Source organism: Pseudodesulfovibrio sp. S3 (assembly GCF_004025585.1).
In the GTDB taxonomy this organism is placed as follows: Bacteria; Desulfobacterota; Desulfovibrionia; order Desulfovibrionales; family Desulfovibrionaceae; genus Pseudodesulfovibrio.
Genome location: NZ_QTZO01000003.1, coordinates 122,962 through 149,855, shown reverse-complemented (window position 1 = coordinate 149,855; position 26,894 = coordinate 122,962). Strand labels below are relative to the sequence as shown.

General features: G+C 51.3%; 25 protein-coding genes and 1 tRNA gene. 16 read left to right on the top strand and 10 right to left on the bottom strand.

Going from position 1 to position 26,894, the window contains the following annotated elements; translation table 11 throughout:
• Positions 1-6 precede the first annotated feature (6 nt).
• A complete protein-coding gene (locus DWB63_RS04385) occupies positions 7-699 on the top strand; it encodes an outer membrane lipoprotein carrier protein LolA (RefSeq protein WP_128327600.1) in 693 nt (230 codons plus the stop codon).
• Here DWB63_RS04385 and DWB63_RS04380 read toward each other — a convergent pair.
• Both DWB63_RS04380 and yedF read right to left on the bottom strand, forming a co-directional pair.
• On the bottom strand, positions 696-1,454 hold the full coding sequence (locus tag DWB63_RS04380; RefSeq protein WP_128327599.1) for a pseudouridine synthase: 759 nt from the start codon (positions 1,452-1,454) through the stop codon (positions 696-698). The two genes, DWB63_RS04385 and DWB63_RS04380, sit on opposite strands and share 4 nt — an antisense overlap.
• An 8-nt stretch (positions 1,455-1,462) precedes the next feature.
• Positions 1,463-2,077, bottom strand: a complete 615-nt coding sequence (yedF, locus tag DWB63_RS04375; RefSeq protein ID WP_128327598.1) for a sulfurtransferase-like selenium metabolism protein YedF — start codon at positions 2,075-2,077, stop codon at positions 1,463-1,465.
• A gap of 164 nt (positions 2,078-2,241) precedes the next feature.
• Between yedF and DWB63_RS04370 the strand changes: the two genes are divergently transcribed.
• Positions 2,242-2,904, top strand: coding sequence for a lysophospholipid acyltransferase family protein (locus tag DWB63_RS04370; protein ID WP_128327597.1), 663 nt, complete (start codon positions 2,242-2,244; stop codon positions 2,902-2,904).
• 14 nt (positions 2,905-2,918) lie between these two features.
• Here the strand turns inward: DWB63_RS04370 and gcvT are convergent, their stop codons facing one another.
• Positions 2,919-4,004, bottom strand: a complete 1,086-nt coding sequence (gene gcvT, locus DWB63_RS04365) for a glycine cleavage system aminomethyltransferase GcvT (RefSeq protein WP_128327596.1) — start codon at positions 4,002-4,004, stop codon at positions 2,919-2,921.
• Positions 4,005-4,025: 21 nt separating this feature from the next.
• Positions 4,026-5,768 (bottom strand): hypothetical protein, encoded by a 1,743-nt coding sequence (locus DWB63_RS04360; RefSeq protein WP_128327595.1) that lies wholly within the window; start codon positions 5,766-5,768, stop codon positions 4,026-4,028.
• A gap of 268 nt (positions 5,769-6,036) precedes the next feature.
• Between DWB63_RS04360 and DWB63_RS04355 the strand changes: the two genes are divergently transcribed.
• Both DWB63_RS04355 and DWB63_RS04350 read left to right on the top strand, forming a co-directional pair.
• Positions 6,037-6,240 (top strand): DUF6485 family protein, encoded by a 204-nt coding sequence (locus tag DWB63_RS04355; RefSeq protein ID WP_128327594.1) that lies wholly within the window; start codon positions 6,037-6,039, stop codon positions 6,238-6,240.
• Positions 6,241-6,306: 66 nt separating this feature from the next.
• On the top strand, positions 6,307-7,098 hold the full coding sequence (locus DWB63_RS04350; RefSeq protein WP_128327593.1) for an inositol monophosphatase family protein: 792 nt from the start codon (positions 6,307-6,309) through the stop codon (positions 7,096-7,098).
• Here the strand turns inward: DWB63_RS04350 and DWB63_RS04345 are convergent.
• Positions 7,095-7,634, bottom strand: coding sequence for an NUDIX domain-containing protein (locus DWB63_RS04345; RefSeq protein WP_128327592.1), 540 nt, complete (start codon positions 7,632-7,634; stop codon positions 7,095-7,097). The two genes, DWB63_RS04350 and DWB63_RS04345, sit on opposite strands and share 4 nt — an antisense overlap.
• 96 nt (positions 7,635-7,730) lie before the next feature.
• Here DWB63_RS04345 and rimI point away from each other — a divergent pair, with 96 nt between their 5' ends.
• The 5 genes from rimI to DWB63_RS04320 all read left to right on the top strand — a co-directional run bounded on the left by rimI (position 7,731) and on the right by DWB63_RS04320 (position 10,642).
• Entirely contained in the window at positions 7,731-8,177 is a 447-nt protein-coding gene (gene rimI, locus DWB63_RS04340) for a ribosomal protein S18-alanine N-acetyltransferase (protein ID WP_128327591.1), read from the top strand.
• A gap of 21 nt (positions 8,178-8,198) precedes the next feature.
• Positions 8,199-9,401 (top strand): phosphoglycerate kinase, encoded by a 1,203-nt coding sequence (locus tag DWB63_RS04335; protein ID WP_206613137.1) that lies wholly within the window; start codon positions 8,199-8,201, stop codon positions 9,399-9,401.
• A complete protein-coding gene (tpiA, locus tag DWB63_RS04330) occupies positions 9,398-10,153 on the top strand; it encodes a triose-phosphate isomerase (protein WP_128327590.1) in 756 nt (251 codons plus the stop codon). The genes DWB63_RS04335 and tpiA overlap by 4 nt, the downstream gene beginning before the upstream one ends.
• A gap of 39 nt (positions 10,154-10,192) precedes the next feature.
• On the top strand, positions 10,193-10,540 hold the full coding sequence (gene secG / locus DWB63_RS04325) for a preprotein translocase subunit SecG (RefSeq protein WP_128327589.1): 348 nt from the start codon (positions 10,193-10,195) through the stop codon (positions 10,538-10,540).
• Positions 10,541-10,555: 15 nt separating this feature from the next.
• A tRNA-Leu gene (locus tag DWB63_RS04320) sits at positions 10,556-10,642 on the top strand.
• A gap of 116 nt (positions 10,643-10,758) precedes the next feature.
• Here the strand turns inward: DWB63_RS04320 and DWB63_RS04315 are convergent.
• A complete protein-coding gene (locus DWB63_RS04315; protein ID WP_128327588.1) occupies positions 10,759-12,891 on the bottom strand; it encodes a Tex family protein in 2,133 nt (710 codons plus the stop codon).
• Between the two features lie 157 nt (positions 12,892-13,048).
• Between DWB63_RS04315 and DWB63_RS04310 the strand changes: the two genes are divergently transcribed.
• Entirely contained in the window at positions 13,049-13,657 is a 609-nt protein-coding gene (locus DWB63_RS04310; RefSeq protein WP_206613131.1) for a LysE family transporter, read from the top strand.
• A 104-nt stretch (positions 13,658-13,761) separates the two neighbouring features.
• Here DWB63_RS04310 and DWB63_RS04305 read toward each other — a convergent pair whose 3' ends face one another.
• The 4 genes from DWB63_RS04305 to DWB63_RS04290 form a co-directional block, all read right to left on the bottom strand.
• A complete protein-coding gene (locus tag DWB63_RS04305; protein ID WP_128327586.1) occupies positions 13,762-15,843 on the bottom strand; it encodes a tetratricopeptide repeat protein in 2,082 nt (693 codons plus the stop codon).
• 443 nt (positions 15,844-16,286) lie between these two features.
• Complete coding sequence (locus DWB63_RS04300; protein WP_128327585.1) at positions 16,287-16,565, bottom strand: transcriptional regulator; 279 nt, start codon at positions 16,563-16,565, stop codon at positions 16,287-16,289.
• Between the two features lie 23 nt (positions 16,566-16,588).
• The gene (gene folK, locus DWB63_RS04295) at positions 16,589-17,080 is read right to left on the bottom strand and encodes a 2-amino-4-hydroxy-6-hydroxymethyldihydropteridine diphosphokinase (RefSeq protein WP_128327584.1); all 492 of its coding nucleotides are present in this window, start codon (positions 17,078-17,080) and stop codon (positions 16,589-16,591) included.
• 8 nt (positions 17,081-17,088) lie between these two features.
• Positions 17,089-18,255 (bottom strand): LL-diaminopimelate aminotransferase, encoded by a 1,167-nt coding sequence (locus DWB63_RS04290; protein WP_128327583.1) that lies wholly within the window; start codon positions 18,253-18,255, stop codon positions 17,089-17,091.
• Positions 18,256-18,465: 210 nt separating this feature from the next.
• Between DWB63_RS04290 and xerD the strand changes: the two genes are divergently transcribed.
• The 6 genes from xerD to mutS all read left to right on the top strand — a co-directional run bounded on the left by xerD (position 18,466) and on the right by mutS (position 26,894).
• The gene (gene xerD / locus DWB63_RS04285) at positions 18,466-19,389 is read left to right on the top strand and encodes a site-specific tyrosine recombinase XerD (protein ID WP_128327582.1); all 924 of its coding nucleotides are present in this window, start codon (positions 18,466-18,468) and stop codon (positions 19,387-19,389) included.
• A 25-nt stretch (positions 19,390-19,414) separates the two neighbouring features.
• Positions 19,415-22,102, top strand: a complete 2,688-nt coding sequence (locus DWB63_RS04280; protein WP_128327581.1) for a CBS domain-containing protein — start codon at positions 19,415-19,417, stop codon at positions 22,100-22,102.
• Between the two features lie 127 nt (positions 22,103-22,229).
• A complete protein-coding gene (locus DWB63_RS04275; protein WP_128327580.1) occupies positions 22,230-22,718 on the top strand; it encodes an HIT domain-containing protein in 489 nt (162 codons plus the stop codon).
• Between the two features lie 10 nt (positions 22,719-22,728).
• Complete coding sequence (locus DWB63_RS04270; protein WP_128327579.1) at positions 22,729-23,082, top strand: lipopolysaccharide assembly protein LapA domain-containing protein; 354 nt, start codon at positions 22,729-22,731, stop codon at positions 23,080-23,082.
• A gap of 8 nt (positions 23,083-23,090) precedes the next feature.
• Entirely contained in the window at positions 23,091-24,242 is a 1,152-nt protein-coding gene (locus tag DWB63_RS04265; protein ID WP_128327578.1) for a tetratricopeptide repeat protein, read from the top strand.
• A 45-nt stretch (positions 24,243-24,287) separates the two neighbouring features.
• Positions 24,288-26,894 (top strand): DNA mismatch repair protein MutS, encoded by a 2,607-nt coding sequence (gene mutS, locus DWB63_RS04260; protein ID WP_128327577.1) that lies wholly within the window; start codon positions 24,288-24,290, stop codon positions 26,892-26,894.

Below are 26,894 nucleotides of genomic sequence, written 5' to 3'. Positions count from 1 at the left end.
TAATGAATGTCTAAATTGTATATCGCTATTTGTACGACAGTGCTGACCCTGGCATTCCCCCTCATGTCCATGGCCGCAGAGGCTGTTGCTCCCGAGGATTTGCCCGACCTGATTCAGCAACGCTATGAGACTCTCAAGACTTTTCGGGCTGACTTTGTCCAGGAGTTGACCAATGTAGCCAGCGGTGAAGTCGAAACCCGCGAAGGAAAAATCAGTTTTCGTCAGCCTTCCCAGGTGCGTTGGGAGACCACTGCACCGGAAAAGGAATTGCTTATTGTTGGCAAGGAGGTTGCTTGGAACTACATTGAGGACGAGGAGCTTGCCATAAAGTACAGTGTGGCAACCCTATTGAATTCCAAGACAATTTTGCGGTTTATCTCCGGTCAGGCCAATATCAAGGAAGACTTTGTGGTCAAGACTGAATGGGCTGGTGCCGATGAAGTCCGTTCCAGGTGGGGGAAGGGATTTGTTGTGCTGCAACTCGTGCCGAAGGAGGCCGAACCAGGCATGGTTTTGGCTTTTGTCGGCGTGGAGCCGGCTACCGGATTGCTTCGGCAGGTCATGATTGTTGATTTTTATGGCAACGGTAATGAGTTGCGGCTGTCCAACGTGGAAGTGGATGTGAATCTGAACCCTGAAATGTTCACCTTTGTGCCCCCTGAAGGCACACAGGTTGAAGACAATACAGAAGGAATCTAGGCGAGTTTTACTGCCTTTTTCAGGGCAATCAATTCCTCTTTCGACAGTTCTCGCCATTCTCCGCGTTTGAGCTTTCCAAGGTCGATGGGGCCTTGTTGGACGCGTTTCAGCCTCAGTATGGTCATGCCCAGTTCTTCGCACATGCGGCGAATCTGTCGATTTATCCCTTGTATCAAGGTGATTTCAATCTGTTGCGTACCGGCGACAGGTTTACTGACTTCCACTTTGGCCGGAGCCAGTTTATCTCCATCTCTCAAAACCATGCCTTTGCGCATGATCATGACGGCTCTATCCTGAACCGAACCCCTAATGGTGACGACATAGATCTTGGGCAGGTGGAATTTCGGGTGGGTTAGGCGGTAGCAGAGTTCGCCATCCGTGGTCAGCAAAAGCAGTCCTTCTGAAAAAAAGTCCAAACGGCCGACCGGGAATGGGCGCAATTTCTTAATGTCATTCGGCAAAAAATCAAGAACGGTTTTGCGTCCTTGCGGATCGTTGACCGTGGTGACGGTCTCGACGGGCTTATGTAGTACAATGGTCAATTCCCGACCTTTTCCGGGAAGGGCGATAGTCTTGCCTTTGACCGTGACCGTATCATTGTCGGGATCGACCTTGATGCCGGGAGAGTCTGCAATGATGCCGTTGACCTTAACCTGGCCGGAAAAAACCAGATCGTCTGCACCGCGACGGGAGGTTATGCCGCATTGGGCAATAAATTTGTTCAGCCGAATTGATTCTGTCGATGCATCACTCATGCAGTCTTCTAGACCTGAATGGTCTTGGTGGCAAGCTGGAAGCTGGTTACCACATCGAGCATGTTGGTGACTGCGCCTACGCCCCGTTTGTCTGTCAGGCCGAAGAACTCCAGGCAAGTGCCGCAGACGAGGATGGAAACGCCGCTTTCCTCAAGTCTCGCCAGCTCAGCCATGCATTTGTTGTCGGATATTGCCAGCTTTACACCGCCGTTGACAAGAATGATGCGCCAGAGATCGCTGTCCAGTTCCTTTAACGTCAGCAGGAAGTTGAACATGAGATTGCCGCCAAGGGTGCCGTCGCCGGAACCAATGGTGTCAGAGGCAATAAAAACCAGGATTTTCTCTTTGTCCGTCGCAGCGATTTTGGTGTCGTTCATGACGGTGCATTCGGCGCAGTCGCCGTCATCCTCTCTGGTGCCGGTGATGATATGATTCCTGCCTTCTTGCCGTGTCTTGACAGTGAACCCCTGGACGGTCATGAAACGGGAAACGTTTTCCTTGGCCGCATCATTGTCCACGGTAATCTCAAGCCTGTTGGGCGAGTTCCGTTCAATTGCGTCTTTGCATTTAAGGACGGGCTGGGGACAGGGAAGGTCTTTGCAATCAAGTGAAATTTCGGTCATGTATACTCCTTAATTATTAACAGCAGCATAGAATAACTCGTTTGGTCAAATTTATATTTAGTATGGCAATGCCGCCTTCGATCGATGTTGTCGATAGAGTTCTTTTCTTGCTCTCTGATCACTGAGTGGATAGATACATATGAAAATGAAGAGTCGCTTTTAATATGAAAATACCTTTTGATTTCGACAAGCTGTCTCCTTTCTTAGCCTGGGTGTTCCGGATGTGGTCCAGGACAATCCGTTACGAGTTTTTTGGTAATTCACAAAACTTGTTGGAACAGAAGAAGCAAGGGCAGGCCTTGATTATTGCCTTGTGGCACGGCGAAATATTTCCGATTACTGGCATAAGCGAAAAAGCGAACTCGAATCTCGTGATATTCGTCAGTCAGAGTAAGGACGGTGAGATAATCGCGCGCGTTCTGGAAAAGCTGGGGCATGCAACCGTGCGCGGTTCGAGTACCCGCGGCGGGGTCAAAGCCCTATTGCAGGCCAAGCGACTTATGATCAAGGAAAACCGCATGGCGGTTTTTACCATTGATGGTCCCAAGGGGCCGCGACACAAGGCAAAGGACGGGATAATCTTTCTGGCCCAGCGGGCCGAGGCGAAAATTATTCCTGTCCGGGCCTATCCATTGCGCAAAAAGGTTTTTGAAAAATCCTGGGACCGATTTATTGTGCCTTTTCCTTTTACCCGTTGTCCCCTCTACATTGGCGACCCCATGGAGGTGACTACGGAGAAGTTGGATAAGGAAGTGCTGAAGCGGGAAAGGGCACGTCTGGAAGAGCGCATGAGCTCACTTGGGCCACAAGAAAAAAGGGACGCTTGAGGCGTCCCTTCTGTCTAGTCGATCTTTATCCGGGCCGTGCCGTCCTTGTAGAAGGGCAGTGCGGCCTTTTTTGCGACAATCTCTGTCCGGGCCGTTTTCACGATGAACGAGTCTTTATCCTCATCCTCTGCGCGAACGTAGGCCAGGGCGATGCAGTGGCCCAGGCTCGGAGCGAACGAGCCGCTGGTGACAATGCCGGTTCTCTCTCCGTTGGGCAAAAGCACCTCATCGTTGTGGCGGGCGGTTCTGCGCCCCTCAATGGACAAGGCGATCAGGGATTCTCGGACTTTGTCCAGACCCGACTTCCCGATATAATTCGTTTCCTTCTTCAGGAAAAAGCCGCCTCCGGATTCTCTGGGAGTATGATCCTCGTCCAGATCCTGACCATACAGGGGATAGCCGATTTCAAGACGCAAGGTATCCCTGGCGCCAAGCCCTACGGGTTCGACGCGTTCGTCGGCCGCCAGCTTCTTCCATATCTCCAGTGCCTTGTCTGCCGGGAGATAGAGTTCATAGCCGAGTTCGCCAGTGTAACCTGTTCGACTGACAATCATGGGGAAGCCAGCGCAGTCGGTTTTCTCGAAGCTGAAATACTTCAAATGATTCCAGCTTGTACCAAGGAGATCGTTCAGAACGGCGAGGCTCTCGGGGCCCTGAACGTCGATCTTTCCGGTTTCATCGCTTATGTCAGTGAACTCAAGACCATCCGGCAGGTTTGCCTGGATCTGGTCGAAATCCTTTTGTCTGCACGCGCCATTGACCACGAGCATGTATTCATCCTCTGCCAGGCAATAGATGATCAGATCGTCTTTGATGCCGCCTGATTGGTTGAGCAGAAAGCCGTATCTGCATTTTCCTGGAGCCAGCGTGTTCAAGTCATGACTGACGATTTTGTTCAGGCCGTCTTTTGACCCGGAGCCGGAGAGTTTGAACTCGCCCATGTGGCAGATATCGAAAATGCCAGCCTTATTTCGCGTATGATTGTGTTCAATGATGATGCCTTTGTACTGCACCGGCATGTCGAAGCCGGCGAACGGGGCCATTTTCGCGCCATTTTCACGGTGCCATCCAGAGAGAGGGGTGGTGGCTAGGGTTTTCAAAGTATACTCCTTGATGGATTGCTAGAAGGGGCTGGAACTGGAACTGCTTGCCGTGCGAGATTTCCTGATGGAACGGAATTCGTCGAGCAGCATGACCAGTTGTTGATACATTTTCTTGATGTCGTGTCCATATGGTGAAAGCGTTTTGTCGTCCACCTGAATGTACTTGCGAAGCAGGTAGGAATCGGACACCACATCATTGCCTATTATCAAAACTTTGACGACAAGCCTGTCGAAATAATTAACAATTTCAAATTTAAGTTCGTTGAGAATTTCTGTCATCAGCTCCAACATTCGGTGGTAGGAAATGCTTTCACCCTTGTACTTGCGATTACGGAGATCCTCAAGAATACGGATTTTTCTGGCCTGCTGGATCTGGCCGTATCTGGACCAGACTTCCTGGTGCAATTCATAATGATCGTTGAAAATGCCGTAATTGTCCGGGGCGAGCAGATAGCCGTCGAGTACGCGCACGATTTGAGAGTAGTAGTCGTCCGAATAATCCACTATCCGATGCATGTGTTTGGAAAGCCATGTGTAGAGAGCCTTGAGTCTGTCCTCGTGGGTGTCTGTGCTTTCAATGATCTCGCTGCGTTTGTAATTAACGGGAATGCGATATTCGCCGCGGACGATGTCGTTGAGGCGCAGGATCATGTTGCGCACGTTCTGGATGATGTTCAGGTTTTCAATGGTGCGTCCGGTTATGGGATGAATGACCTCCTGCCGGAGCACGGAGAGGGCCCGGTCCTCGCGCACGTTTTTCGGGCTGTAGTCGTGTTGCTGGTAGGTGACCCTCAGGATGACCACTCGTTTTTTGTCATCAACGAAAAACCCTTGGTCCTTAAGGAGTTCCACTAAATCCTTCTGGTTTTCGTGGACTTGGACAAGGGCGGTTTTTTCCACTTTGGGGTATTTTGCCAAACGCCTGGGGGTGCCTGGCGGCGGCGACATCATGGTGGTGATGGTGCGGTCGCTTTGGCCGAGCACGCGTACGATGAAGCGTTCATGCTGCCTCAGAAGTCTGATGGCGAACATGGCCGAAGAAGTACGCCGTTCGGAAACAATGGGAAACCCGTGCAATTCCATCATGAATTGATAGACGAACAGCCGATTGCATTCGTACATGAGATTGTTGCCCGGCTTGAATTTGCCGATCTTCAGCCCAAACTGTTTGAGCTCGCTATCCAGATTTGAAGGCAGCGAAGCGTACATACCCTGGAGAGTGAATTCCCCCGTGGAATCATGAGCAATGACATGGGCACGTTCGAGTTCAAGCAGGAAGGGGAGTATTCGGTCGTAACTCTGCATGGAGCAGATGTTCTTTGATTCGAATTCACTCAGAAAAGCGGCATGGTATCTTTTGGGAAGGCGGCTTTGGAAGGTGCGGATATTGGTGGCGATGGCATTTTCTTCAACGGAACACGTGTCTTGAACCTGCATTTCCTCCCAATCCGAAAGGGAGTGCAGGGCATCGAACTGGAATATCTCCTGAAAGGAGTTGAGTTGCCTTTCGAAAGCCACCATGGAGAAGCCGGGGAGGGACTTGTATTCGTACAGGTCGACCTCGAATGAGGGCAGCAGCTCGCGCGCCTCGACCAAGGGATAATCCTTGACTTCAAAATACGGTTTTAAAAGACAGTACTTGATATGCTCAAAGTCAATGAAATCCTTGAGTTCCTCAAGGGTTTTCAAGCCGATAGTCTGAGACTTGTTTTTCTCTATTCTTTGGTAGCCTGGTGCCTGGCTGAATGCTTTTTCCCACATTGAAACCGTATCCATGATCAAAAAATGCACAGAGGAGATGCTCCCCTTATGGTGATCTTGTGATCATATACTTTTATGGCCTGAAAAACAACGTGTTGCGTATCTGTTCTTGATTTTATCGGATTGGCTGCTGGCGGGCAGTCGTATGAGGTCAGACTCGTCGATAACGAAACAATAGTCTTGAATTATTGACACTCTCAGTACTGTTGGCTATTATCTGAAATCTTATGAAATCGGCTTGGTTATTCATTTTGGAGAGGGGGTTATTATGAAGAAAAAAGATCAATGCCCACGATCAAAGATAAACGAACAATACTGCACTTGCACCTACAACTGCGACAAGCACGGCATATGTTGTGAATGTCTCCATTACCATCGGCAGCGGGGCGAACTGCCAGCCTGTTATTTTACCGTGGAAGAAGAAAAGACCTACAACAGGTCGGTGGAGTTTTTTGTCCAGCGCAGGGCGTAGCCATTTGATCTGAAACAGTTTTTAGGGGCGGTCATTACCGCCCTTTTTCTTTAAGGGGAGACGCATATGGATACGTTTGACGCCAATGGCATCATGGAAAGCCTCAAGGAAATCGTTGTCAGGGCCGGTGATATCGTCAAGGACGGCGCAAGTCGGACCCGGAAAATCCGTCTCAAGGGCAGGATCGATCTGGTTACCGAGACTGATTTGGCCGTTGAAACCATGCTCAAGTCAGAATTGATCAAACTGTTGCCCGATTCCGATTTTCTGGCGGAAGAAACAGCCAAGAATACCGACCTTGGGAAATGCACCTGGGTAATCGATCCTTTGGACGGAACCACCAATTTTGCTCACGGTCTGCCTTTTGTGGCTAATTCCATTGGGCTTTGGCGTCATGACCGTGTTGTGATGGGGGTGATTAATCTGCCCCTGATGGGGGAAATGTTCACTGCCGTGGAAGGGCAGGGGGCGTTTCTGAACGGAAACTCCATATCTGTGACAGACGAGACGGATATGGAGAAGTCCCTTCTGGCAACTGGGTTTCCCTATGACATAGAAGAAAATCTTGAGGATATTCTTAAAAATCTTAAAGTGTTGCTGCCGTTAACCAGAGGCATTCGCAGGCCGGGGGCGGCCGCCATGGATCTGGCGTATGTGGCTTGCGGTCGCTTTGAGGGGTTCTATGAGCGGGCTTTGAATCCTTGGGATACGGCTGCGGGAATCCTGCTCGTCAAGGAAGCAGGCGGAATGGTCAGTGAATATGATACATCCAGGCCCTATACGTTCGAATCAGGCAGCATTCTGGCGACCAACGGTGGAATTCATGAGGAACTGAGCAGGTTGCTGACCGCTGGTTAGGCCGGAACCAACAGACCGGACTCCCACAGGATAACCAGATTCGGCGTGAGCAGTTCTCTGAACTCCTTGACCAGGCAAGTCAGTTCTTCCGGTGAGTAGTAGAATCCCTCTGAAGCCAATTCGATGTTTGGAGAAATCGGCAGTGTGTTTTTAGTGACAGCATACAGTGTGACATGTTCGAATCCGGTTTCAGGACTGGCAGGCAGTTCCCTGATCAGTTGCGGGTGATCTATCTCCAGGTTCAATTCCTCATGGAGGGCGCGAAGGGCCGCGTCATAGGTCGATTCTCCGGCTCGGGGATGGGTGCGGGCGGAGATATCCCAGCGCCCCGGGAAAAACTGTTTGTTTTTGTTTCTTTTTTGCAGGTAAATCTTCTTTTCAGGATTAAAAACAAGGACCTGAACCGAACGGTGCATCAGCAGTTGTCTATGTGCTGAGCGTTTGGAAAGGATAGCCAGAGGGCGATTCTTTTTATCAACGATTTCCACACTGTGGTCATTGTCTTCGTTTTCGATCGGTTTTTTATTGAAAATCATGTTGTTATATTCTCATAATATTTTAAATTGCTTGCAAACTCCGTATACACATAATGCCTGGACATTTCCAGCCAACTGAAGGGGTGGGGTTTTTCCATGAAAGATACAGTGGTGCTGTTGGACGAATCCGATGTCCAGGAGCTTATTGATCTCGAGGGGCTGTGTTTTGATTACCATTGGACCCAAGAGCAGTTTCTTCTTGGATTAAAGAATAAGGCCTTTCGGGTGTTGGGGATTAGAAGGGGTGAAGCGCTGGTCGGATACATGGCTTTTTCGCTTATCGTAGATGAAATGGAAATACTGAACCTAGCCGTTCATCCGGAATACAGGCGGCAGGGACTGGCCGAGGTTCTTCTTGGTAAATGCTTTGAGATGTGTGTGAGTTGCAATATTAAAAAGAGCTTTTTGGACGTCAAGAGATCGAATGATCCGGCCTTGGCATTATATCGGAAATTCGGATACAAGAGAATTGGTGTGCGCAAAAATTATTATCCTGATACCAAGGAAGATGCGTTACTGTTTCGATATGATTTTTCGGAATAATTGAAACATGAGGATATGCATATGTTGTTTATCGATCAAATTGATTTAGCGGGAAAAAAATTGCTTTTTCGAGTGGATTTCAATGTTCCAATCGAAAACGGCATCATCACCGATGACAATCGGATCAAGGCTTCTCTGCCGACCATTCAATATGCTTTGGACAAAGGGGCAGCTGTCATTTTATGCGCTCATTTGGGCAAGCCCAAAGGCGAAGTCGTTCCAGAGCTGTCCTTGGGGTCGGTGGCAAACCGGATCGGGGAACTTCTTGGGGTATGCGTCCCCCTAATTCCGGGCAGGATCGGTGACCAGGCCGTAAAGATGGCTGCGTCCCTTCAGCCTGGTCAAGTCATCATGCTTGACAATCTCCGTTTCAACCCGGAGGAAACCGGCAAGACTCCTGAAGCCCGGGAGAATTTCGGAAAATTGCTCGCATCCCTGGCAGACATCTACGTCAATGACGCTTTTGGTGTGGCCCATCGAGAAAACGCCTCGGTTGTGGATGTTCCAAAATATGCAAAAGTCTGCTGTGCAGGGTTCCTTCTCAAGCGCGAATATGAATTTCTCGGTAAAGCTCTTAAGGCCCCCAAGCGTCCCTATGTCTGCGTTTCCGGCGGCGCAAAGGTTTCCAGCAAGTTGGGAATATTGAACAACTTGCTCGGCAAGGTGGATGATATCATCATCGGCGGAGCCATGGCCAACACATTTCTGTTGGCCATGGGGTATGAAGTAGGCCAGTCATTGGTGGAGCGTGATTTAGTGGATGATGCCAAGGCCATCATGGCCAAGGCCGAATCCATGGGGTCTGCCTTGCACCTTCCCGTTGATTTCCGCTACGCAAAGACCCATAAGGCAAAAAAGGCTGAGGGTATCTGTTCCGCCAAAGCCATCCCTTCTGATGCGTTGGTGCTGGATATCGGTCCCGAGACCACACAGAACTTTATCTCCATACTGAAAAAAGCAAAGACCGTGGTATGGAACGGCCCCATGGGGTTGTTCGAGACAACGGCCTTTGCAAAAGGGTCGCTGGCGGTCTGTGAAGCCATAGCCGACCTGGAAGACGCCCTGACCATTGTTGGCGGCGGTGATACAGATGCTGTGGTTCATCTGCTTCATTTAGCTGATAAATTTAGTTTTATCTCTACAGGTGGAGGCTCTTTCCTGGAATTTCTCGAAGGCAAGGAGCTGCCTGCATTTAAAGCTTTAAAGGAGTGCTCGAACAAATGAAGAAACTCATGGCTGCCAACTGGAAGATGTTCAAAACCTGGGAAGACGCCAAGTCCACTGCTGAGGATCTGGTTGCTCTGGCTGCGTCCAAACTGCCGAAAGACAGAGAGGTCCTTATTTTCCCCCCCTTTACGGTTCTCAAAGGAGTGGGGGATGTCCTGAAGTCTGTGGAAGGATTCTCTGCGGGCGGTCAAGACTACTATACCGAGGAAGAGGGTGCATTTACAGGTGAAATCTCTCCCAAGATGCTTTTGGACGTTGGGGCGACATATGGACTGACGGGACATTCCGAGCGTCGGCATGTGTTGGGTGAGGATGATGAGTATATCGGGCGCAAGACCGCTTATGGTCTGGAAGCCGGGTTGAAGGTCGTGCTGTGCATCGGAGAGAAGATCGATGAGAGAAAGGCAGGGAAGGTAGAAGAGGTGCTCGAGCGTCAGCTTCGCTTGGGTTTGAAAAACGTGCCTGTTGATATAGCACCCGAAAGGTTGAGCGTTGCCTATGAACCGGTTTGGGCCATCGGGACCGGCGAGGTGGCGGGACCAGAGGAAATTGAGGATGCCCACGCCTTTACCCGGAAAATTCTTGTCTCCATCTTTGGTGATAATGGTAATGAAATCAGGGTATTGTATGGAGGAAGCGTCAAGCCGGGCAATTGTGCCGACATTATTGCGCTTGACAACGTTGACGGAGTATTGGTAGGAGGCGCGAGCTTGCAGAGCGAAAGTTTCAGTCAGATCGTATTGGCCTGATTTTGCAAGCGGAAAAAGTTTTAAGAAAAGGGAAGAATTGTGGAAACCATAGTCATAGTCATCCATGTTTTGGCTTGCATATTTTTGATCGGCGCAGTAATGCTCCAATCCGGCCATGAAGGGATGGGAGTCATCTTTGGCGGCGGCAGCAGCACCATGTTTGGTAGCTCCGGCGCAGGCGGACTTCTGGTGAAAGTCACCGCAGGCCTTGCAACGGTTTTCCTGGTTACCTCCCTCGGTTATAACATCCTGACCGGTAACAAGGTTTCTCAAGAAGAATCCATCATGTTGCAGGGTGACACGGCGGTAGAAACCACGGTGCCGGCTGAACAGGCCAAGCCGGGTATCACCTTCAAGGACGCCGGAGAAGACGCCAAGAGCGAATAGCTCAACGCATATCGTGCCGTGGTGGTGGAATTGGTAGACACGCTGTCTTGAGGGGGCAGTGGAAGAAATTCCGTGGGGGTTCGAATCCCCCCCTCGGCACCACGATAATAAAAGGGTTGCGGCTAACAAGCTGCAACCCTTCCTCTTTTTGTTTTTTTTGAGTTGCTAAAGAACTAGACGAAATGTCATGTCTCCGTCCTCTGGGCCAGCGGGCAGGTTTAGGCTCCGGCGTTTCTTTTCATGCTCAGATTGATGCGGCCGCGTTTTTCATCCACACCTATAACGGTTACCTCGACTTCGCGGCCTGCGGTGACCACTTCGGACGGATCGCGAATGAACTTGTCGGCCAGTTGGCTGATATGGACCAGCCCGTCACGGTGTACGCCGATGTCCACGAACGCGCCGAATTTGGTGACGTTGGTGACGATGCCCGGTAGTTTCATGCCTTCATGCAGGTCCTTGATGTCATTGACGCCCTCGGTAAATGAAAAGGCACTGAACTCGGCACGCGGGTCACGACCAGGTTTGGTCAGTTCGTTCATGATGTCTCGCAGGGTCGGCTGTCCCACATCTTCAGAGATATAGTTGTCGATCTTTACTCGTTCGCGGGCCGTTTCGTTGTTGATCAGGTCGGCCACGGAACAGCCAACGTCTTTTGCCATCTGCTTGACGAGTGCATACCGCTCCGGGTGGACCGCACTTCCGTCCAGCACTTCCTTTCCTTTGACGCGCAAAAAACCTGCGGCCTGCTCAAATGCCTTTGGCCCAAGGCGTTTGACCTTAAGCAATTCCCGGCGCGAACCGAACGGGCCGTGCTCGTCGCGGTGGGTCACAATGTTTTCCGCCAGGATCTGGCCGAGACCGGAAACGGATGCAAGCAACTCACGACTTGCGGTGTTCAGGTCCACGCCCACCGAGTTGACGCACCGTTCCACCACGTCATCCAGGCTCTTCTTGAGAGCAGTCTGATCCACATCATGTTGATACTGGCCCACCCCAATGGATTTCGGGTCAATCTTGACCAGTTCGGCCAGTGGGTCCATGAGTCTGCGTCCGATGGAGGCCGAACCGCGCACGGTCAGGTCCAGATCCGGGAATTCCCGTCGAGCGACTTCCGATGCGGAGTAAATTGATGCCCCGGACTCGTTGACCAGTACGGCCGGGATGCCGAGGTTCAGTTCCCGGACAAAGGTCTCTGTCTCGCGTCCTGCTGTGCCGTTACCAATGGCAATGGCCTCGACTTCATACTTTGCGCACAGGGCGCGGAGGGTCTCGCAGGCCTCGGTCTGTTGCTTTTTCGATCCTGTGGGGAAAATGGTGGTGTGTTCCCGGAGCGCGCCCTGGGCATCGAGGACAGTAAGCTTGGCCCCGGTACGGAATCCGGGATCCAGGGACAGCACACGCTTTTGCCCGAGCGGAGCAGCCAGCAACAGTTCGCGCAGGTTGGCTGCGAACACGCCGATGGCTTCAGCGTCAGCCCGTTTTTTGACTTCGGCACGCACCTCGTTTTCTATGGACGGACCGAGAAGCCGTTTATAGCAATCATCAAGAGCCAGTCCCACCTCCTGGGTGTCGGTGCCATTGCCGCGCAGGACAGAGCTCCGCAAGAGGGAGGAGGCCTCTTCCTCGGGCGGGCGCAGGGAGAGTTTGAGCAGTTTTTCGTTTTCCCCCCGAAACATGGCCAATGCCCGGTGTCCGGGTACCCGTGCTAGCGGTTCATCCCAATCAAACCAGTCGCGGTAGGTGGCCCCGGCTTCTTCCTTGCCTTTGGCGACCTTTGAAACAAATCGGCCACGTTTGACGAACAGGGCTCGCATGGCTGCCCGTGCGTTGGCGTTTTCATTGATGTTTTCGGCAATGATATCCCGAGCCCCGGCCAGGGCCGCAGCTACATCGGGCACGTCCTTGTCCGGATTCACGAATCGCGCAGCCTCACGCTGAGGGTCCAAGCCGCGCTGGCTGAAAAGGGCGTTCGCCAGAGGTTCCAGGCCTCGTTCCTTGGCTACGGCCGCTCGTGTTCGTCGTTTGGGCCGGTAGGGCAGATAGACATCCTCAAGCCGCGCCTTGTCCTTGGCCTGTTCGAGAGCTTGTCTGAGGTCATCAGTGAGTAGGTCTCGTTCGGTCAGAGATGAAAGGATCGCTTCGCGCCGCTTGTCCAGTTCCGCCAGTTCAATCAGCCTGTCACGCACTCCGGCCACACCCACCTCATCCATGGTGCCTGTGGCTTCTTTGCGATACCTGGAAATGAACGGCACTGTGGCTCCTTCCTCCAGGAGGACAGCCACGGCTTTGACATGCTGAAGTTTGAGGGACAGTTCGCGGGATATGGTTTGAATATGGGTGTCGGTCATGAGGTGTGCAGTCCTTTCAGGTGAAGTATAAGTCACCCCCGTTGGAACGTGTTCGGGCCCAGGAGTCAAGCAGGGAAACACTGTATCGGCAGTGAAGGGGGCAAAGGTGTTGATCTGCCCAGTGGTTGTAAGGTAGCCACACGGAATGTTCGAATTTATGACAATCGGATTGATCCTTGGACTGTCTGCGGGCTGCTCTCCAGGGCCGCTGCTGACCCTGGTCATAGCCGAAACCCTGAGGCATGGAGCTGGGGCGGGCATGAAGATGGCCATATCCCCGCTTTTCTCGGACCTTCCGATCATCCTGGCCGTGCTTTTCCTGCTCGATCAACTCTCCGGTTTAGACAATATTCTCGGCTGGATATCGATACTGGGCGGAATACTCATTGTGTATATGGGGTATGAAAACATGCGGACACGGCCAGTTTGCGTAGATTATTCACAGGCAGCGTCAGTCCCATTGTTCAAGGGAATTCTTGTGAACATGTTCAGCCCCCATCCGTACCTCTTCTGGGTAAGCGTGGGGGCTCCGATCATTCACAAGGCCATGAGCCGGAGTGTATGGGCTTTTGTGGGGTTCATCTGTTGTTTCTACATGAGTTTGGTAGGATCAAAGATTATTTTGGCCCTTATCGTGGGCAGATCAAGGTCATTCATCACAGGGAAGTCATATATATGGATAATGCGCGTTCTCGGGATGACCCTGTGCCTGTTGGCCCTGATCCTGGTTGAGGACGGGTTCAAACGTTTGGGATGGATGCCGTGATGGGCCGGATCCTGTGCCGATGAGCCTGCTGCCGTTGCAGCAGGCCGAAAGGGGGATGATGCTGCCGGAATTTGTGTTCCAGGCAGCTACTGTTTCACTCCGGTCTAGAATGGATAGACCAGAGCGTTGTCGGTAGCATCGATGTTTTCCTTGCCCATCTTTTTGTCGATGGCGTCTATGCGCGCCTTGGCAGCCTCGCGCTGTTCAGGCCGGGCGGCATTGCGCACGACCGTGCCGAGCAGCTTTTTGGCAGTCTCGTATTTTCCCCGTTTTTCATAAATCAAGGAGGCACGGTACATGGCCGTCAAAGCCCAGATATTCTCTTGGGGATACTGCCAGGCCAGCCTCAGGTAGTAATCAAGCGCCTTGTCAGTGTTCCGCATGGCGTGTTCGCCCTCGCCGAGCCAGAACAGTGTTTCGGCCTGGAGCGTTGTCGTCATGGATGCGCTTGATTTCCACATCGTCAGCAGCTCATCCTGTGCAGCCTGATATTCCTTGCGTTGCTGATAAAGGAGCGCCATGCGCAACCGGGTCATTACGGGAATGGGTTCGCCGGTTTCGGTCATTTCCTTATAAGTTTCCAGAGCGGCAGACTGCCGACCGGAATCCAGCTCCAGGCGGGTCTTGATATCCAGCCAGGATATTTTCAGATTGGAGGGGAGGGTGGACTCGTCGATTGTATTCAAATAAAAGGCCCCCAATTGAAGCCTCTTTGCCTTTACGGCGTCATCGGCCAGGTAGAGCAGTCCTTGAATGCCGAACGAGGAATCGTCAAACACGAAGGCTGCCCGTTTGGCCATGTCCGTGGACGGTGCCTTTGTGAAATGTTGCTGCCAATAGGCAAGGAGCAACAGGCGGTCAAGAGGGTATTGTTCCGACAAGGTCTGCAATTGCTCGGCAGGTGCGGCGGTCCAGAATGGGGCTTCGGTTTTATCATGGAAGGTTTGACCGGCAGCAGCGGAAAGAGCGGACAGTATCGGGTACAGGGCGTATGCTTCGGCCGGTTTTTCCGGCAGGACTTTGTTCAAGTTGTCCTTGAAGGCCAGTATGCCCGCCAACCTAAGGCATATTGGAAGCGATTGTTTATTGATGTTATTCCAGGTTGTTGCGGATAGAACAAAATTGCCGTTGGAGAGAGAAAGAGCCAATTTGAAGTTGTTCAGAAGGCTTGCAGTCTGTTCAGAGATAAGCATGGATCCAAGTTCGTTGTTGATGGCTTTTTCAGCTTCAACGTAAGGCATGGTCAGGAGGTTGTTCCTGAATTTTGTCCATGGTGCAGAGTCGGGATTTCCCAGGAACCACTGGCTGCGTGACTTGGAGTAGGGGGCCAGAATGTTTCCTGCCCAGAAAGCATGCGCTTTGAGGTAGTTTCCCTGAATAAAGACTTCAAGGTTTTCCGGGAGGTTGCCTTGTTCCAGAAAAGCAAGGATGGAAGACCAGAAAGAGCGGCCAGGCTCTTGGGTTATTTGGGAAATAAAACCAGAGGCTTCTTCAAATTTTTCCAGTGAAACAGAGGCCATGGCTTGTGCGATCAGTTTGGTATCCTCGATCGAAATCGGAGCGGCCAGGGATGTGACAGCCATTGGCTCGGGAGATTGCTCCTGAGCGACCGGATTCAACTGATAATTGGCCGTTTTCCAGAAGTTGTTATCCCAGACCTTGCGCCCGGCGGTCATGACCATATTCAAGGCTTCTTTTTGAGAATTCCTGGATAGGGTGTAATTGGCCATGTAGGACCAGTACATCTTGAGCCAGACATCGTGCCATATGGTATCGAGATTCGGTTCAGATTTGAATTTGGCCCTGATCTCATTGTCATTGGCCATGAATTTAGTCGCTTGGGTGAACCACAGGACAGCTTTTGTCAGATCACCAAGGCTGCGATGCGCCTGTCCGCCCATCCACAGACGTTCCGCTTCAAGCGAACCTTCAAAAGCGGGCGTCATTTCAATGATTTCAAGCGCTTTTTCAGGAGAATTCAAGTTCAAATAGACTTGGGCACGCTTGAGGACAGCTTCAGGGGTGTCGGCAGTGGTTTCCTGGGCGAACTCTTGTTCAAGGCGATCCCAGGCACTATAGTGCTCAAGCCAGTCTTGGAAAGTTTGTTTTTCTGCAGCAAATACGGGAGTTATCCCGGTTATAATCAGGCAGCCGATCATGAGTGAGAGCACCAGTCTTGATTTCATTGTTCTCCAAATGCCGTGTGAGTGGCTTTTATCTGTTTTGATGTGTGTCACATTATCAGGACCTCAAAAAACTCTCAATGGGCAGTTTCCCCAATTGTTCAATTGATTTCTTCAAAATGAGTGGGGGGGAAAAAACAGTTGTAAATTGCAGGCAGATTTTACCCTTACTTTGTTAAAAGTTTACATAATTTACATTATGAGACAAACATATAACATGCTGAAGATGCAGAATTAAATCATTACCAAGCTGAATCCCTATTCCTTTTGATTCGATTTTCACCCCTGTTCTTGGAATGCGGTTGCTGAAATTGGGTTGTGCTGGTTTTTACGGATTAATCCGGGTTGGGGGTCATGCTGAAGCCTGAAATGGCTTACGAACGATTCTAGGCAAAAAAGAAAGGCCCTGGTGTGGGCCTTTCTATGCGTATTGGAATTGGGAGAAGCTAATTATTTTCTTTTTCGGTCGTTTTGGCCTGAATCTGCTTCAGGTATTTGTCGCGACATTCATAGGAACAGAAGACATGGACCTTATCCCCTTCCCGGACGCGGATGTCGCTGTCTTTGTCGACATAGGTTCCGCAAGCAGGATCCTTGACCATATCACCAGAGGCCACCTTTTCTTTGACGACCTTCTCATTTTGCATATTCTTATTCTTCTTGTCGCCCATGAAGAGCTTGTAGACAAGAAAAAGTGCTGCGCCAATGACTAAGAACTTCAGCATGGTTTGCCTCGTTGGTTTTGCGGTTAGGATTTCTGCCAGATTTTGTTGCCTTCCTGCCTGTATTCGATGGCATCAAGTGCTTCGTCGATACTCGTACCGTCAGGAAAGACGAAATCAGGGGCGATTTCCTTCAGCGGAACAAGCACGAATGCCCTTTCCTTGGCCCGCGGATGCGGGAGGGTCAGGAAGTCCATGTCCATTTGGACATCTCCCCATGCGATGATGTCCATGTCCAGGGGTCTGGGACCGCCGGGAACGGCTCTGGTCCGCCCCATCTTGGCCTCAATGGCAGTACATGTGGACAGGAAACCGGGCGGAGACCATATCTCGGCGTCGATTTCAAGCATGATGATTTGGTTGGTGAACCAGGGTTGATCCTGGACCTCGCCTTGAGGTTCCGTCTGATAGTATTCGGAAACACCCTTGAGCCTGATCTCATCGCCGTAATCTTCAAGCAGGATCAAAGCCTCATGGAGATTATCTTCGGTATCCCCTACGTTGGAGCCTAGGCTCACGTAGCAGATTACAGTTTCGAAATTCTGGATACGGCCTCCTCGAGCAGATCGTTATTTACGGTCAGGGAGATTCTGAAATACCCTTCTCCCGGCGTTCCGAATCCATTGCCCGGCGTGAGCACAACGCCTGTCTGTTTCAACACGTTGGTCACGAATTCCGAGGACTTGTAGCCTGCCGGAGTGTTGCACCACATGTAGAAAGAAGCATCGGGGATGCGATGCTTGATGCCGGCCTTGGTCAGGGCGGTGCTGACAACATCCCGGCGCTCTTTGTAGATGGTACGGAAACTCTCGGCATAAGGTTCGCCGTCCCTGAGGGCTGCGATACCTGCCTCTTGAACGGCCTGGAAGATGCCGGAATCCACGTTTTCCTTGATTTTTCCAAGACCTGCGATGAGGTCCTTGTTGCCTACCGCCATGCCGACACGCCAGCCGGTCATGTTGTAGGTTTTGGACAGGGAGTGGAATTCGATGCAGACGTCCTTGGCCCCGGCGCATTCAAGTATGGAAAGGGGCTTGTTGGTCGGATCATAGTATATTTCGGTATAGGCGGCATCGGAAACAACGATCACGTTGAATTCCTTGGCCTTTTCAATAAGCTTTTCGTAAAAGCCCCTGGTGGCTGTGGCTGCGGTCGGATTATTCGGGTAACATACGAATATCATCTTGGCCTTGGCCCAGGAATCGTTGGACACAGCGTCCAGATCCACCAGGAAATCGTTTTCTTCGATCAGCGGCAGGTATTCGACCTTGCCTCCTGCAAATTCGGTGGCAATACCGTATACCGGATAGTTGGGCGTGGCGACCAGTACCGTGTCTCCGGGATTGACATAGGCCAACGGAAAATGGGCAATGCCCTCTTTGGAACCGATCAGGCTGACCACTTCGGTTTTGGCGTCCAGGTCCACGTTGAAGCGCAGCTTGTACCAATCCGCTACGGCCTGGCGATAAGCGAGCATGCCGACATAGTCAGGATATCTGTGGTTTGCAGCTTTTTTAGCACCTTCGTACAGGGCTTCGATGATGAAGTCAGGCGTGGGAAGGTCTGGGTCGCCGATACCCAAGCTGATGATGTCCATGCCTTTGGCCGCGACTTCTGCCTTGGCCTTGTCTATGGCCGCAAACAGGTACGGAGGAAGGGATGACAACCGGTCGGCTAACTTGAAATCTGACATGTATGAACTCTCCTTAAATGACACAATACGGAAGCACTTTCATAATGGTGGCATGACCCGCTGTCAATGCGAACCATTGCGCTTTGGGCGGCTCCTTGCTAGCAAGGAAGCTGGAAGCGGTGCTTGGTTTCAATTTGGTGTGACCACTAGCCTTCTTCCATTGATATTATCCAATACTTTTATCATATTAAATATGATCTAGCCGTGATCATGAAAAAATACGAAAAAATAAAAAACAATATTGATTTCAATCACCCATGGGTGGACAGCTACCTTGAGCACGTCCTCATCGAAAAAGGGTTGTCCGAAAACAGCCTGTCTGGTTACGCCCAGGACCTGCATTCCCTGTTGGCCTTTCTCGAAGAAAAATCCTTTGCGCTCAAGGATCTTTCGGACAGGCCCCTCTTTCTCTATCTGACCTATCTTCGGGCAAAGGGATTGAAAAGCCGCTCCCTGGCCAGGCATCTTTCTTCCCTTCGAGGTTTCTTTGCATACGCCATGGACCAGAAATGGTTCAAGGAAGATCCCGGTCATTTGTTGGAAAACCCCAAGTTGCCTAAAAAACTACCGGAATTCTTGACCAGGGATGAAATCAGTCGAGTACTTGCCCTGCCGGACACCTCCACCCTGCTCGGGATGCGCGACAAGGTCATGCTGGAGTTGCTCTATGCCGCCGGACTCCGTGTATCCGAATTGATTCAGATGAAGGTGCTTGACTTCGATCCGCAGGTAGGGATGCTCAAGGTATTCGGCAAAGGGTCCAAGGATCGTTTGATTCCCATTCACTTTACGGCACAGGACTATTTGAACAGATATCTTGAATTTACCCGTCCTTCTTTCAAGCCTTTGGAAGATTTCATGTTTCTCAATCGTTCAGGCAAGGGGCTTACCCGACAGGGCGTATGGAAACTGATCAAGAAATTTGCTACATTGGCCGGGATTCGAAGGTCGATTTCTCCGCACACCTTTCGACACTCCTTTGCCACCCATCTGCTTGAGGGCGGTGCTGATTTGCGGACCGTGCAACTGCTTCTCGGACATGCGGATATCAGCGCCACTGAAATCTACACTCATGTTGAATCGAGCAGGCTGAAGACATTGCATCAGAAATATCATCCGAGATCATCCATGTAATCACTGCAACAGATTTGAATATCATATGAAAAACAAAATTGAAAAGATATCAGCTCCGACCGTGATCACAGCCCATGCCAATGCGGACTTTGATGCCCTTGCAGCAATGGTGGCGGCCAGCAAAATCTATCCCGATTCGGTGCTGATCTTCCCTGGCAGTCAGGAAACCAGCCTGCGCAATTTCTTTATTGAAAGCACAACCTATCTTTTTAATTTCAAGGCGTTCAAGGATATCGACCCCGAATCCGTGGAGCTTCTGGTGGTCGTCGATACCCGGCAGCGTTCGAGAATTCCGCATGTCCGTCCTGTGCTGGATAACAAGAATCTGCGTATACACCTTTATGACCACCATCCTGACAGCGACGAGGATCTTCCCGCCGAAAAAAGCGTGGTCAAACCTTGGGGGTCCACAACCGCCATCCTGGTTCACGAGATTCGGGAACAAGGGTTGTCTCTCAATAGAGAAGAGGCCACCCTTCTCGGCCTTGGTATTTATGAAGATACCGGGTCATTCGGCTTCAACACAACTACGCCGCATGATTTCGAGGCTGCCGGTTGGCTGAAAAGCCAGGGCATGGACATTGAGGTCATCAGCGATCTTCTTTCTCACGAACTGTCCGCCGAGCAAATTACCTATCTCGGTGAATTGCTTAAAAATGCAAAGACATATGATATCCATGGCATTGATGTCATTATTACCGAATTGTCTACAGACATGTTCGTGCCCGATTTCGCGCTGCTGGTTCACAAGCTTATGGATATGGAAAAGGTCAAGGTCGTTTTCGCATTGGGAAGGATGGCGGACCGCATTCATGTGGTTTCGAGATCACGAAATCCTGATGTAAATGTAGGGCAAATATGTGCCTCTCTGGGCGGAGGCGGTCATACTGCCGCAGCTTCGGCCACCATCAAGGACAAGACTCTGGCTGAAGTACGTGACGACCTGTTCGCCCTCTTCTACTCCCAGATCAATCCGCAAATCGTTGTGGACAGTCTCATGTCGCGCCCTCCAGTGGTCATTGAGGGCGACAAGACCATGAAAGACGCCGTGGAGCTCATGACGCGTTATGGCTTGAAAGATGTGCCGGTGGTGGCGAAAGACAGTATGCAGTGTATTGGAATCATGGGACATAAGACTGCTGACAAGGCAATCACTCATCATCTGGGTGATATCGGTTTGAGCGAGTACATGACCAGGAAATTCGATACGGTGGAGGTCAAGACCGATTTATATAGAGTCATGGAAATCATTCTGAGCAATCGTCAACGAATGCTTCCCGTTGTGGAGGACGGCCAACTGGTAGGCGTAATCACACGGACGGATTTGATGAACATGCTCATTGAGGAGCCCGCCCGCATTCCCGATTCTCTCATGCCGGACAGCCGACGCGTAAGAGACATTGGTTCCCAGGTCAAAAATCGTTTGCCGCAAAAGATGCTTGATCTGCTGAAGTCAGCCGGGGAACTCGGGGCCGAACTTGGTTGGGAAGTCTATGCGGTGGGCGGATTCGTCCGTGACATTCTCCTCGGCAGGCCCAATCTTGATCTCGACCTTGTCGTTGAGGGGGACGGTATCGAATTCGCCAGAAAATTTGCAGAGAGGATCGAAGGCAGGGTCAAGGCCCATTCCAAATTTAAAACTGCGGTAGTCATTATGGAAGACGGTCAACGCGTTGACGTGGCCACCGCCCGCCTTGAATATTATGAATATCCTGCCGCCCTGCCCACCGTGGAACTGTCGTCAATAAAAATGGACCTGTATCGGCGTGATTTTACGGTCAATGCGCTCGCTTTGCGCATCAACCCCGGCCGGTTCGGTCAGTTGGTGGATTTTTTCGGTGCCGAGCGGGATATACGAAACCGGACCATTCGTGTTTTGCATTCCTTAAGCTTCGTGGAAGACCCTACCCGTATTCTCCGGGCCATCCGGTTCGAACGCCGTTTTGATTTTCAGATCGGTGGTCAGACTATGCGTCTCATTAAGAATGCCGTGAATCTCCAGTTGTTCAGCAAGCTGTCCGGTACCCGTGTCATGCATGAGCTGCAATGGATAATGAACGAGGAAGATCCGCTGGCATGCCTTAACCGAATGCAGGAACTTGGTATCATGGAGGCAATCCATCCCCTGCTCAAATTGACCCGGGAACGGATTCAGATTCTGACGGAACTGGTCAAGGTCCACAACTGGTACAAGCTGCTCTACCTGGAACCGGCTATAACTCCTTGGAAGCTTTACCTTCTCGGTATGACCATGGGCATCAAACGCAATCAAATAGACCAGATTTCCACAAGGCTGCATTTTACCCAAAGGGAGGAACGGGATTTTTATCAACTCCGCGACATGATTGGTGACGCCCTTATGAAATTGATGACCTGGAAGGAGGGGGCATCAAAGCTGAGCAGACTCTACGCGATCCTTCATCCCATCCCGGTCGAAGGCGTGTTGTTTCTGATGGCTCGGAGCAGGAAAGAACACATTCGAAGAAATATTTCCCAATATCTTGCCCGGTTGCGTTATATGAAAATTGACATCAACGGCAATGATCTTCAAAAGATGGGGGTCGAACCGGGGCCGATGTATGCGATTATCTTGGACAAGCTCATGGTCGCCAAGATCGATGGAAAGGTGGAAACCCGGACGGATCAATTGAACATGGCGAAAAAATTGAAAAAGGAGCTGGCCACAAATCTTATCCCGGGCAGTCAGGTCTAAACGGTTTCCCGCTTGCTCTCCAGGTGTAAGCCGTGTAGAAAATCAAGGTGTTGGTGGCTGTATTTCAATGGGCTTCATCGTTTGCCCATAGTTGTCATCATTTCAAAACAGAGCGGATAATCATAGCATGGAAGTCTTGTGGGCGCCTTGGCGCCTGAACTACATACTCGGACCGAAACCTGAAGAATGCGTTTTCTGCATCCCCGGGGATACGGCTGAAGACGAAGAGCGGTGTATTCTTGCCCGCGGAGAACATTGCTTTGTCATAATGAATAAATTTCCATACAATAATGGACACCTCATGGTTACTCCCTATCGTCATGTGAGCAACCTGACGGAGTTGACGTTGGAAGAATCCAACGATTGTATGTTGTGGCTCAGGCGCTGTACCGATATATTGGAAAAAGCCTTCAACCCTCAGGGGATCAACCTGGGACTCAATCTTGGAGAAGCGGCCGGAGCAGGTATTGCCCAGCACATGCATTTTCAGATAGTCCCCCGCTGGAACGGTGATGCGTCCTTCATGGCCGTTTTTAGCGAGACCACGGTTATTCCCGAACATCTGTCTTCAACTTACAGCCGTCTCAAGCCGCTGTTTGATGAAATAACTGCTTAAGGAGATATTCATGCGTTTTATCAAAGTGTTATTTCTGTTGGCTCTTTTTGTCTTTTCCATCCTTTTTTTCAGTCAGAATAATGATGTCCTGCTACAGGGGCTGACTTTGGTCCTGGATATACCCTATGTGGCTACCCTGCATTCAATCCCCCTGCCCTTTGGCGTTCTTATTCTGGCAGCCTTTGTCGCAGGCTCCCTGCTGACCATCATTTATTTCATCATTGATAAATTCCGTTCTGGAGCCAACCTCAAGGAATGCCGGACTCGCATGGCCAGTCTCGAACAGGAACTCAATTCTCTGCGCAATATGCCCATCAGTGAAGATCAGCCGTACAATGAAGTGAAAGAAGACGATCAACTTTAAGGATTTTCATGGTTTGGAATTTTTTCAGTCGTCACAAGACACCGAGCTTTGATTTGAACCTTCAGGCAGCCCGTGCTGCTGGCGGAGGCGAATCCTTACCCGTGCAGGATACTCGCGCGGCTATTGAAGAGCTGAGCAAGGTTGTCCAAAATGATCCGGAAGCGGTTGAAATCTATCTTGCGCTCGGGAGTCTTTACCGTTCCCAGGGAGAAATCGAGCGCGCCATCCAAATCAGAAACAGCCTCATTGTCAGGCCGGGACTTGACCGTGAATTCAAGGCTCGCGCCTGGTTCGAACTTGGGCGCGATTTTCGCCGCGCCGGTTTTCTTGATCGAGCGGAGAAGGCCTTCCATGAAGCCCGATCGCTCGGCCAGGATCCCAGCTCCATTCATCAGGAAATGGCTCGGCTCACTGCTGAACGTGGAGATTTCGAGAAAGCGGCTGAGTCCTACGGGCAACTCAATTTGCCCCTTCCACAGGCGCATTACCTGGTCCGCCTTGCCATGGATCGATTCGCCGAAGGAAATGATGCACAGGGCAACCGCTCGCTTCGCCATGCCATCCGGGCCTATCCCGGTGCCGTGGAGGCTTGGTTGGAACAACTTGTCCAGGCATACAAAGGCGGCGGCGTCAACAAGGTTGCCGACATACTCGGCCAGGCATTGCAACAGGTTGAGCCTGAATTGCGTTTTGTGCTTTTCGAAGGACTCCTGCTTGTTCTCGACAAGGCGGAAAAGGCCAAGCAGGCCTCTTTCGGTGAAGAGACCGAGTGGTCCAGTGCTTGTTCAGACAACAAGCTTGTTGCTGTTCTTTTGCCGATTATTGAAACTCAGGAGCCGGACGCACTGTTGCTTTACTATGGGGCCTTGTTGCTTCTCAAGATCGGTGACCTTGACAACGCCCGATCCTGGCTTGAAAAGGCCTTGATGCTGCAACCAAACTTCTGGCTTGCGCGGTTGGAGCTTTTCGAGCTGTCACGGGCTGATCAGACATTGACCCCTTTCTACAAGGAACAGCTTTCCTTCTTCATTGGCCGCGCCCGAAATGTTCGCAGGTTCTTTTGCCGCCGTTGCGGTCTGAAACGTGATCAACTGTTTTTCAATTGCCCTCGCTGTCGCAGTTGGCACTCCATCGCTTTTCGAATTGATATTTCTGAATAATTCTAATCAGCTTCATATCTCGTGATACAAAGAAAACTGACTCCCATGCTTGAGCAGTACCTCCATTTCAAGGAGGAACATCCCGATTGCCTGCTGTTTTTTCGCATGGGCGATTTCTATGAGCTTTTCTTCGAAGACGCCGAGATAGTGGCCAGGGCCGTGCAGATTACCCTGACCAGCCGTAACCCCAACGATGAAAATCCTATTCCCATGTGCGGTATGCCCCACCATTCAGTGGAGCCATACTTGAGCCAATTGCTCAACAAAGGGTACAAGATCGCCATCTGTGATCAGATTGAGAACCCCAAGGAAGCCAAGGGGTTGGTTAAACGTGACGTGACGCGGGTGCTCACGCCTGGAACCGTGGTTGAAGATTCCAATCTGAAATCCAAAGGCAACAATTATCTTGGGTCCCTCTATTGGGATTCCGCCAAGGACGCAGGCGGCATTGCCTGGCTCGATTTTTCCACTGGTCAGTGGTCGGGACTGCATAGCCGCCGGGAATCCGAACTGTGGCAGTGGATGGTCAAAATCAATCCCAGTGAACTCCTTCTCCCCCAGGGCAAGAAGGTACCGCCGCAATTCGGAGAGCTGTCCTCTCAGGTAACCTATGTTGTGCCGGGGACATATTTCGATCTTGCCACAGGCAGGAATAGAATCCTTGAAATGCAGGGAGTTGCCGACTTGGACAGTCTGGGGCTGTCCAACCGGAACGAATTGGTACGGGCCTGTGGCTGTCTTTTGACCTATTTGGATCATACCCAGAAAGGGAAATTCGGGCATTTGGGCGAATTCAAACCCTTGAATCTGACCAAACATCTGTTGCTTGATGAGATAACTGAAAGAAATCTTGAAATATTCAGACGCCTTGATGGCAAGACCGGTATCGGCACACTCTGGCATGTCATGGATAAAACCTTGACCCCCATGGGTGGTCGACTGCTTGAAGCACGCCTGCGTCAGCCCTGGCGGCAACTGGGGCCTATTGAAGCAACGCTCGATTGCGTGAGCTTCTTCTTTGAGCGGGACCAGCTGCGCAGCGGCATCCGGCACGGCCTGGATTCCGTGTACGATCTCGAACGGCTCTCCACGCGTATTTTTCTGGGCCGAGCCACTCCAAAGGATTTCATCGCCCTTCAGCGAAGCCTGTCCACGCTACCGATCCTCAAGAATCATCTGGAGGATCAAGTTATGGACAATGCTCCAAGCTTGAATAAAATATTCGACAAATGGGATGGGATGGAAGATCTCTCCGCCCTTCTTGATTCTGCATTGGTGGAAAATCCCCCCCCGGTGATCACTGACGGCGGTTTGTTCAAAAAAGGGTTTGATCCGACCTTGGATGAGCTGATCGAACTCAACGAGCATGGAGAAGACAAGCTCAACGAGCTCTATAAAGAAGAGTTGTCCAAGAACGATATTCCCAAGCTCAAACTGGGTTTCAACAAGGTCTTTGGTTATTATTTCGAAGTTTCCAAGGCGTACAAGGGGCAAGTGCCCGAGTATTTCATCCGTCGCCAGACCCTGGTCAGCAGCGAGCGGTATATCACGCCTCAACTCAAAGAACTCGAAGACCGGATTATTTCTGCCTCTGAGGAACGCAAGAGTCTGGAATACAAATTGTTTCAGCAGTTGCGTGAACGTCTTGCCCAGGCTCGCAGTCGTTTTCAGTTCATGGCCGACATCGTGGCGGCCCTGGACTATTGGCAGGGACTGGCCGAGGCGGCCCGGACGAATGAATGGAGCCGCCCTGTCCTTCATGACGGGCTGGAAATCGAAATCGTATCGGGGCGTCACCCTGTGGTGGAAGCCGCCATGGGCGCGTCCAACTACATACCGGGTGATCTGAGAATGGACCCGGACCGGCGCATCCTGCTCATCACCGGCCCGAATATGGCCGGTAAGTCCACGGTACTCAGGCAGGTGGCCATTCTGACCATCATGGCCCAGATCGGGTCATTCGTTCCGGCAAAATCCGCTCGCTTGGGGCTTGCCGATCGTGTTTTTTCGCGGGTGGGAGCTTCGGACAACCTGGCCCAGGGGCATTCGACCTTCATGGTGGAAATGACTGAAACAGCACGCATTCTCAGGCAGGCTACCAAACGCAGCCTGGTGATATTGGATGAAATCGGACGCGGCACCAGCACCTATGACGGCCTTTCCCTGGCATGGGCCGTAGTCGAAGAATTATCCACCCGTGCTCGCGGCGGCATCCGTACCCTTTTCGCTACCCATTATCACGAGCTGACGTCTCTTGAAGGCAAGATCGAGGGATTGCGGAATCTCAATATCGCGGTCAAGGAATGGAAAGGCGATATCGTGTTTTTACGCCGACTTGTACCCGGCCCGGCCGATCGCAGCTACGGCATCGAGGTGGCCCGTCTGGCAGGTGTGCCCAAATCGGTGGTAGACCGCGCTCGCGAAATCCTTGCGAAACTCGAAGAAAAATCGCAGGATAACCAATCCAAAGGATCAGTTGAACGGGCATCGCAAACTCTTCTGCCAGGGTTCGGCGCTCCTCCCATCGTGATCAGTGGTGAGTTGACTGAGCATCCGATCGTCACCCAGCTAACTGAGCTTGATGTGGACGGCATGACGCCCATTCAGGCGCTAATGCTGCTTAACCAATGGAAAGACATGGTCAAGGAATAG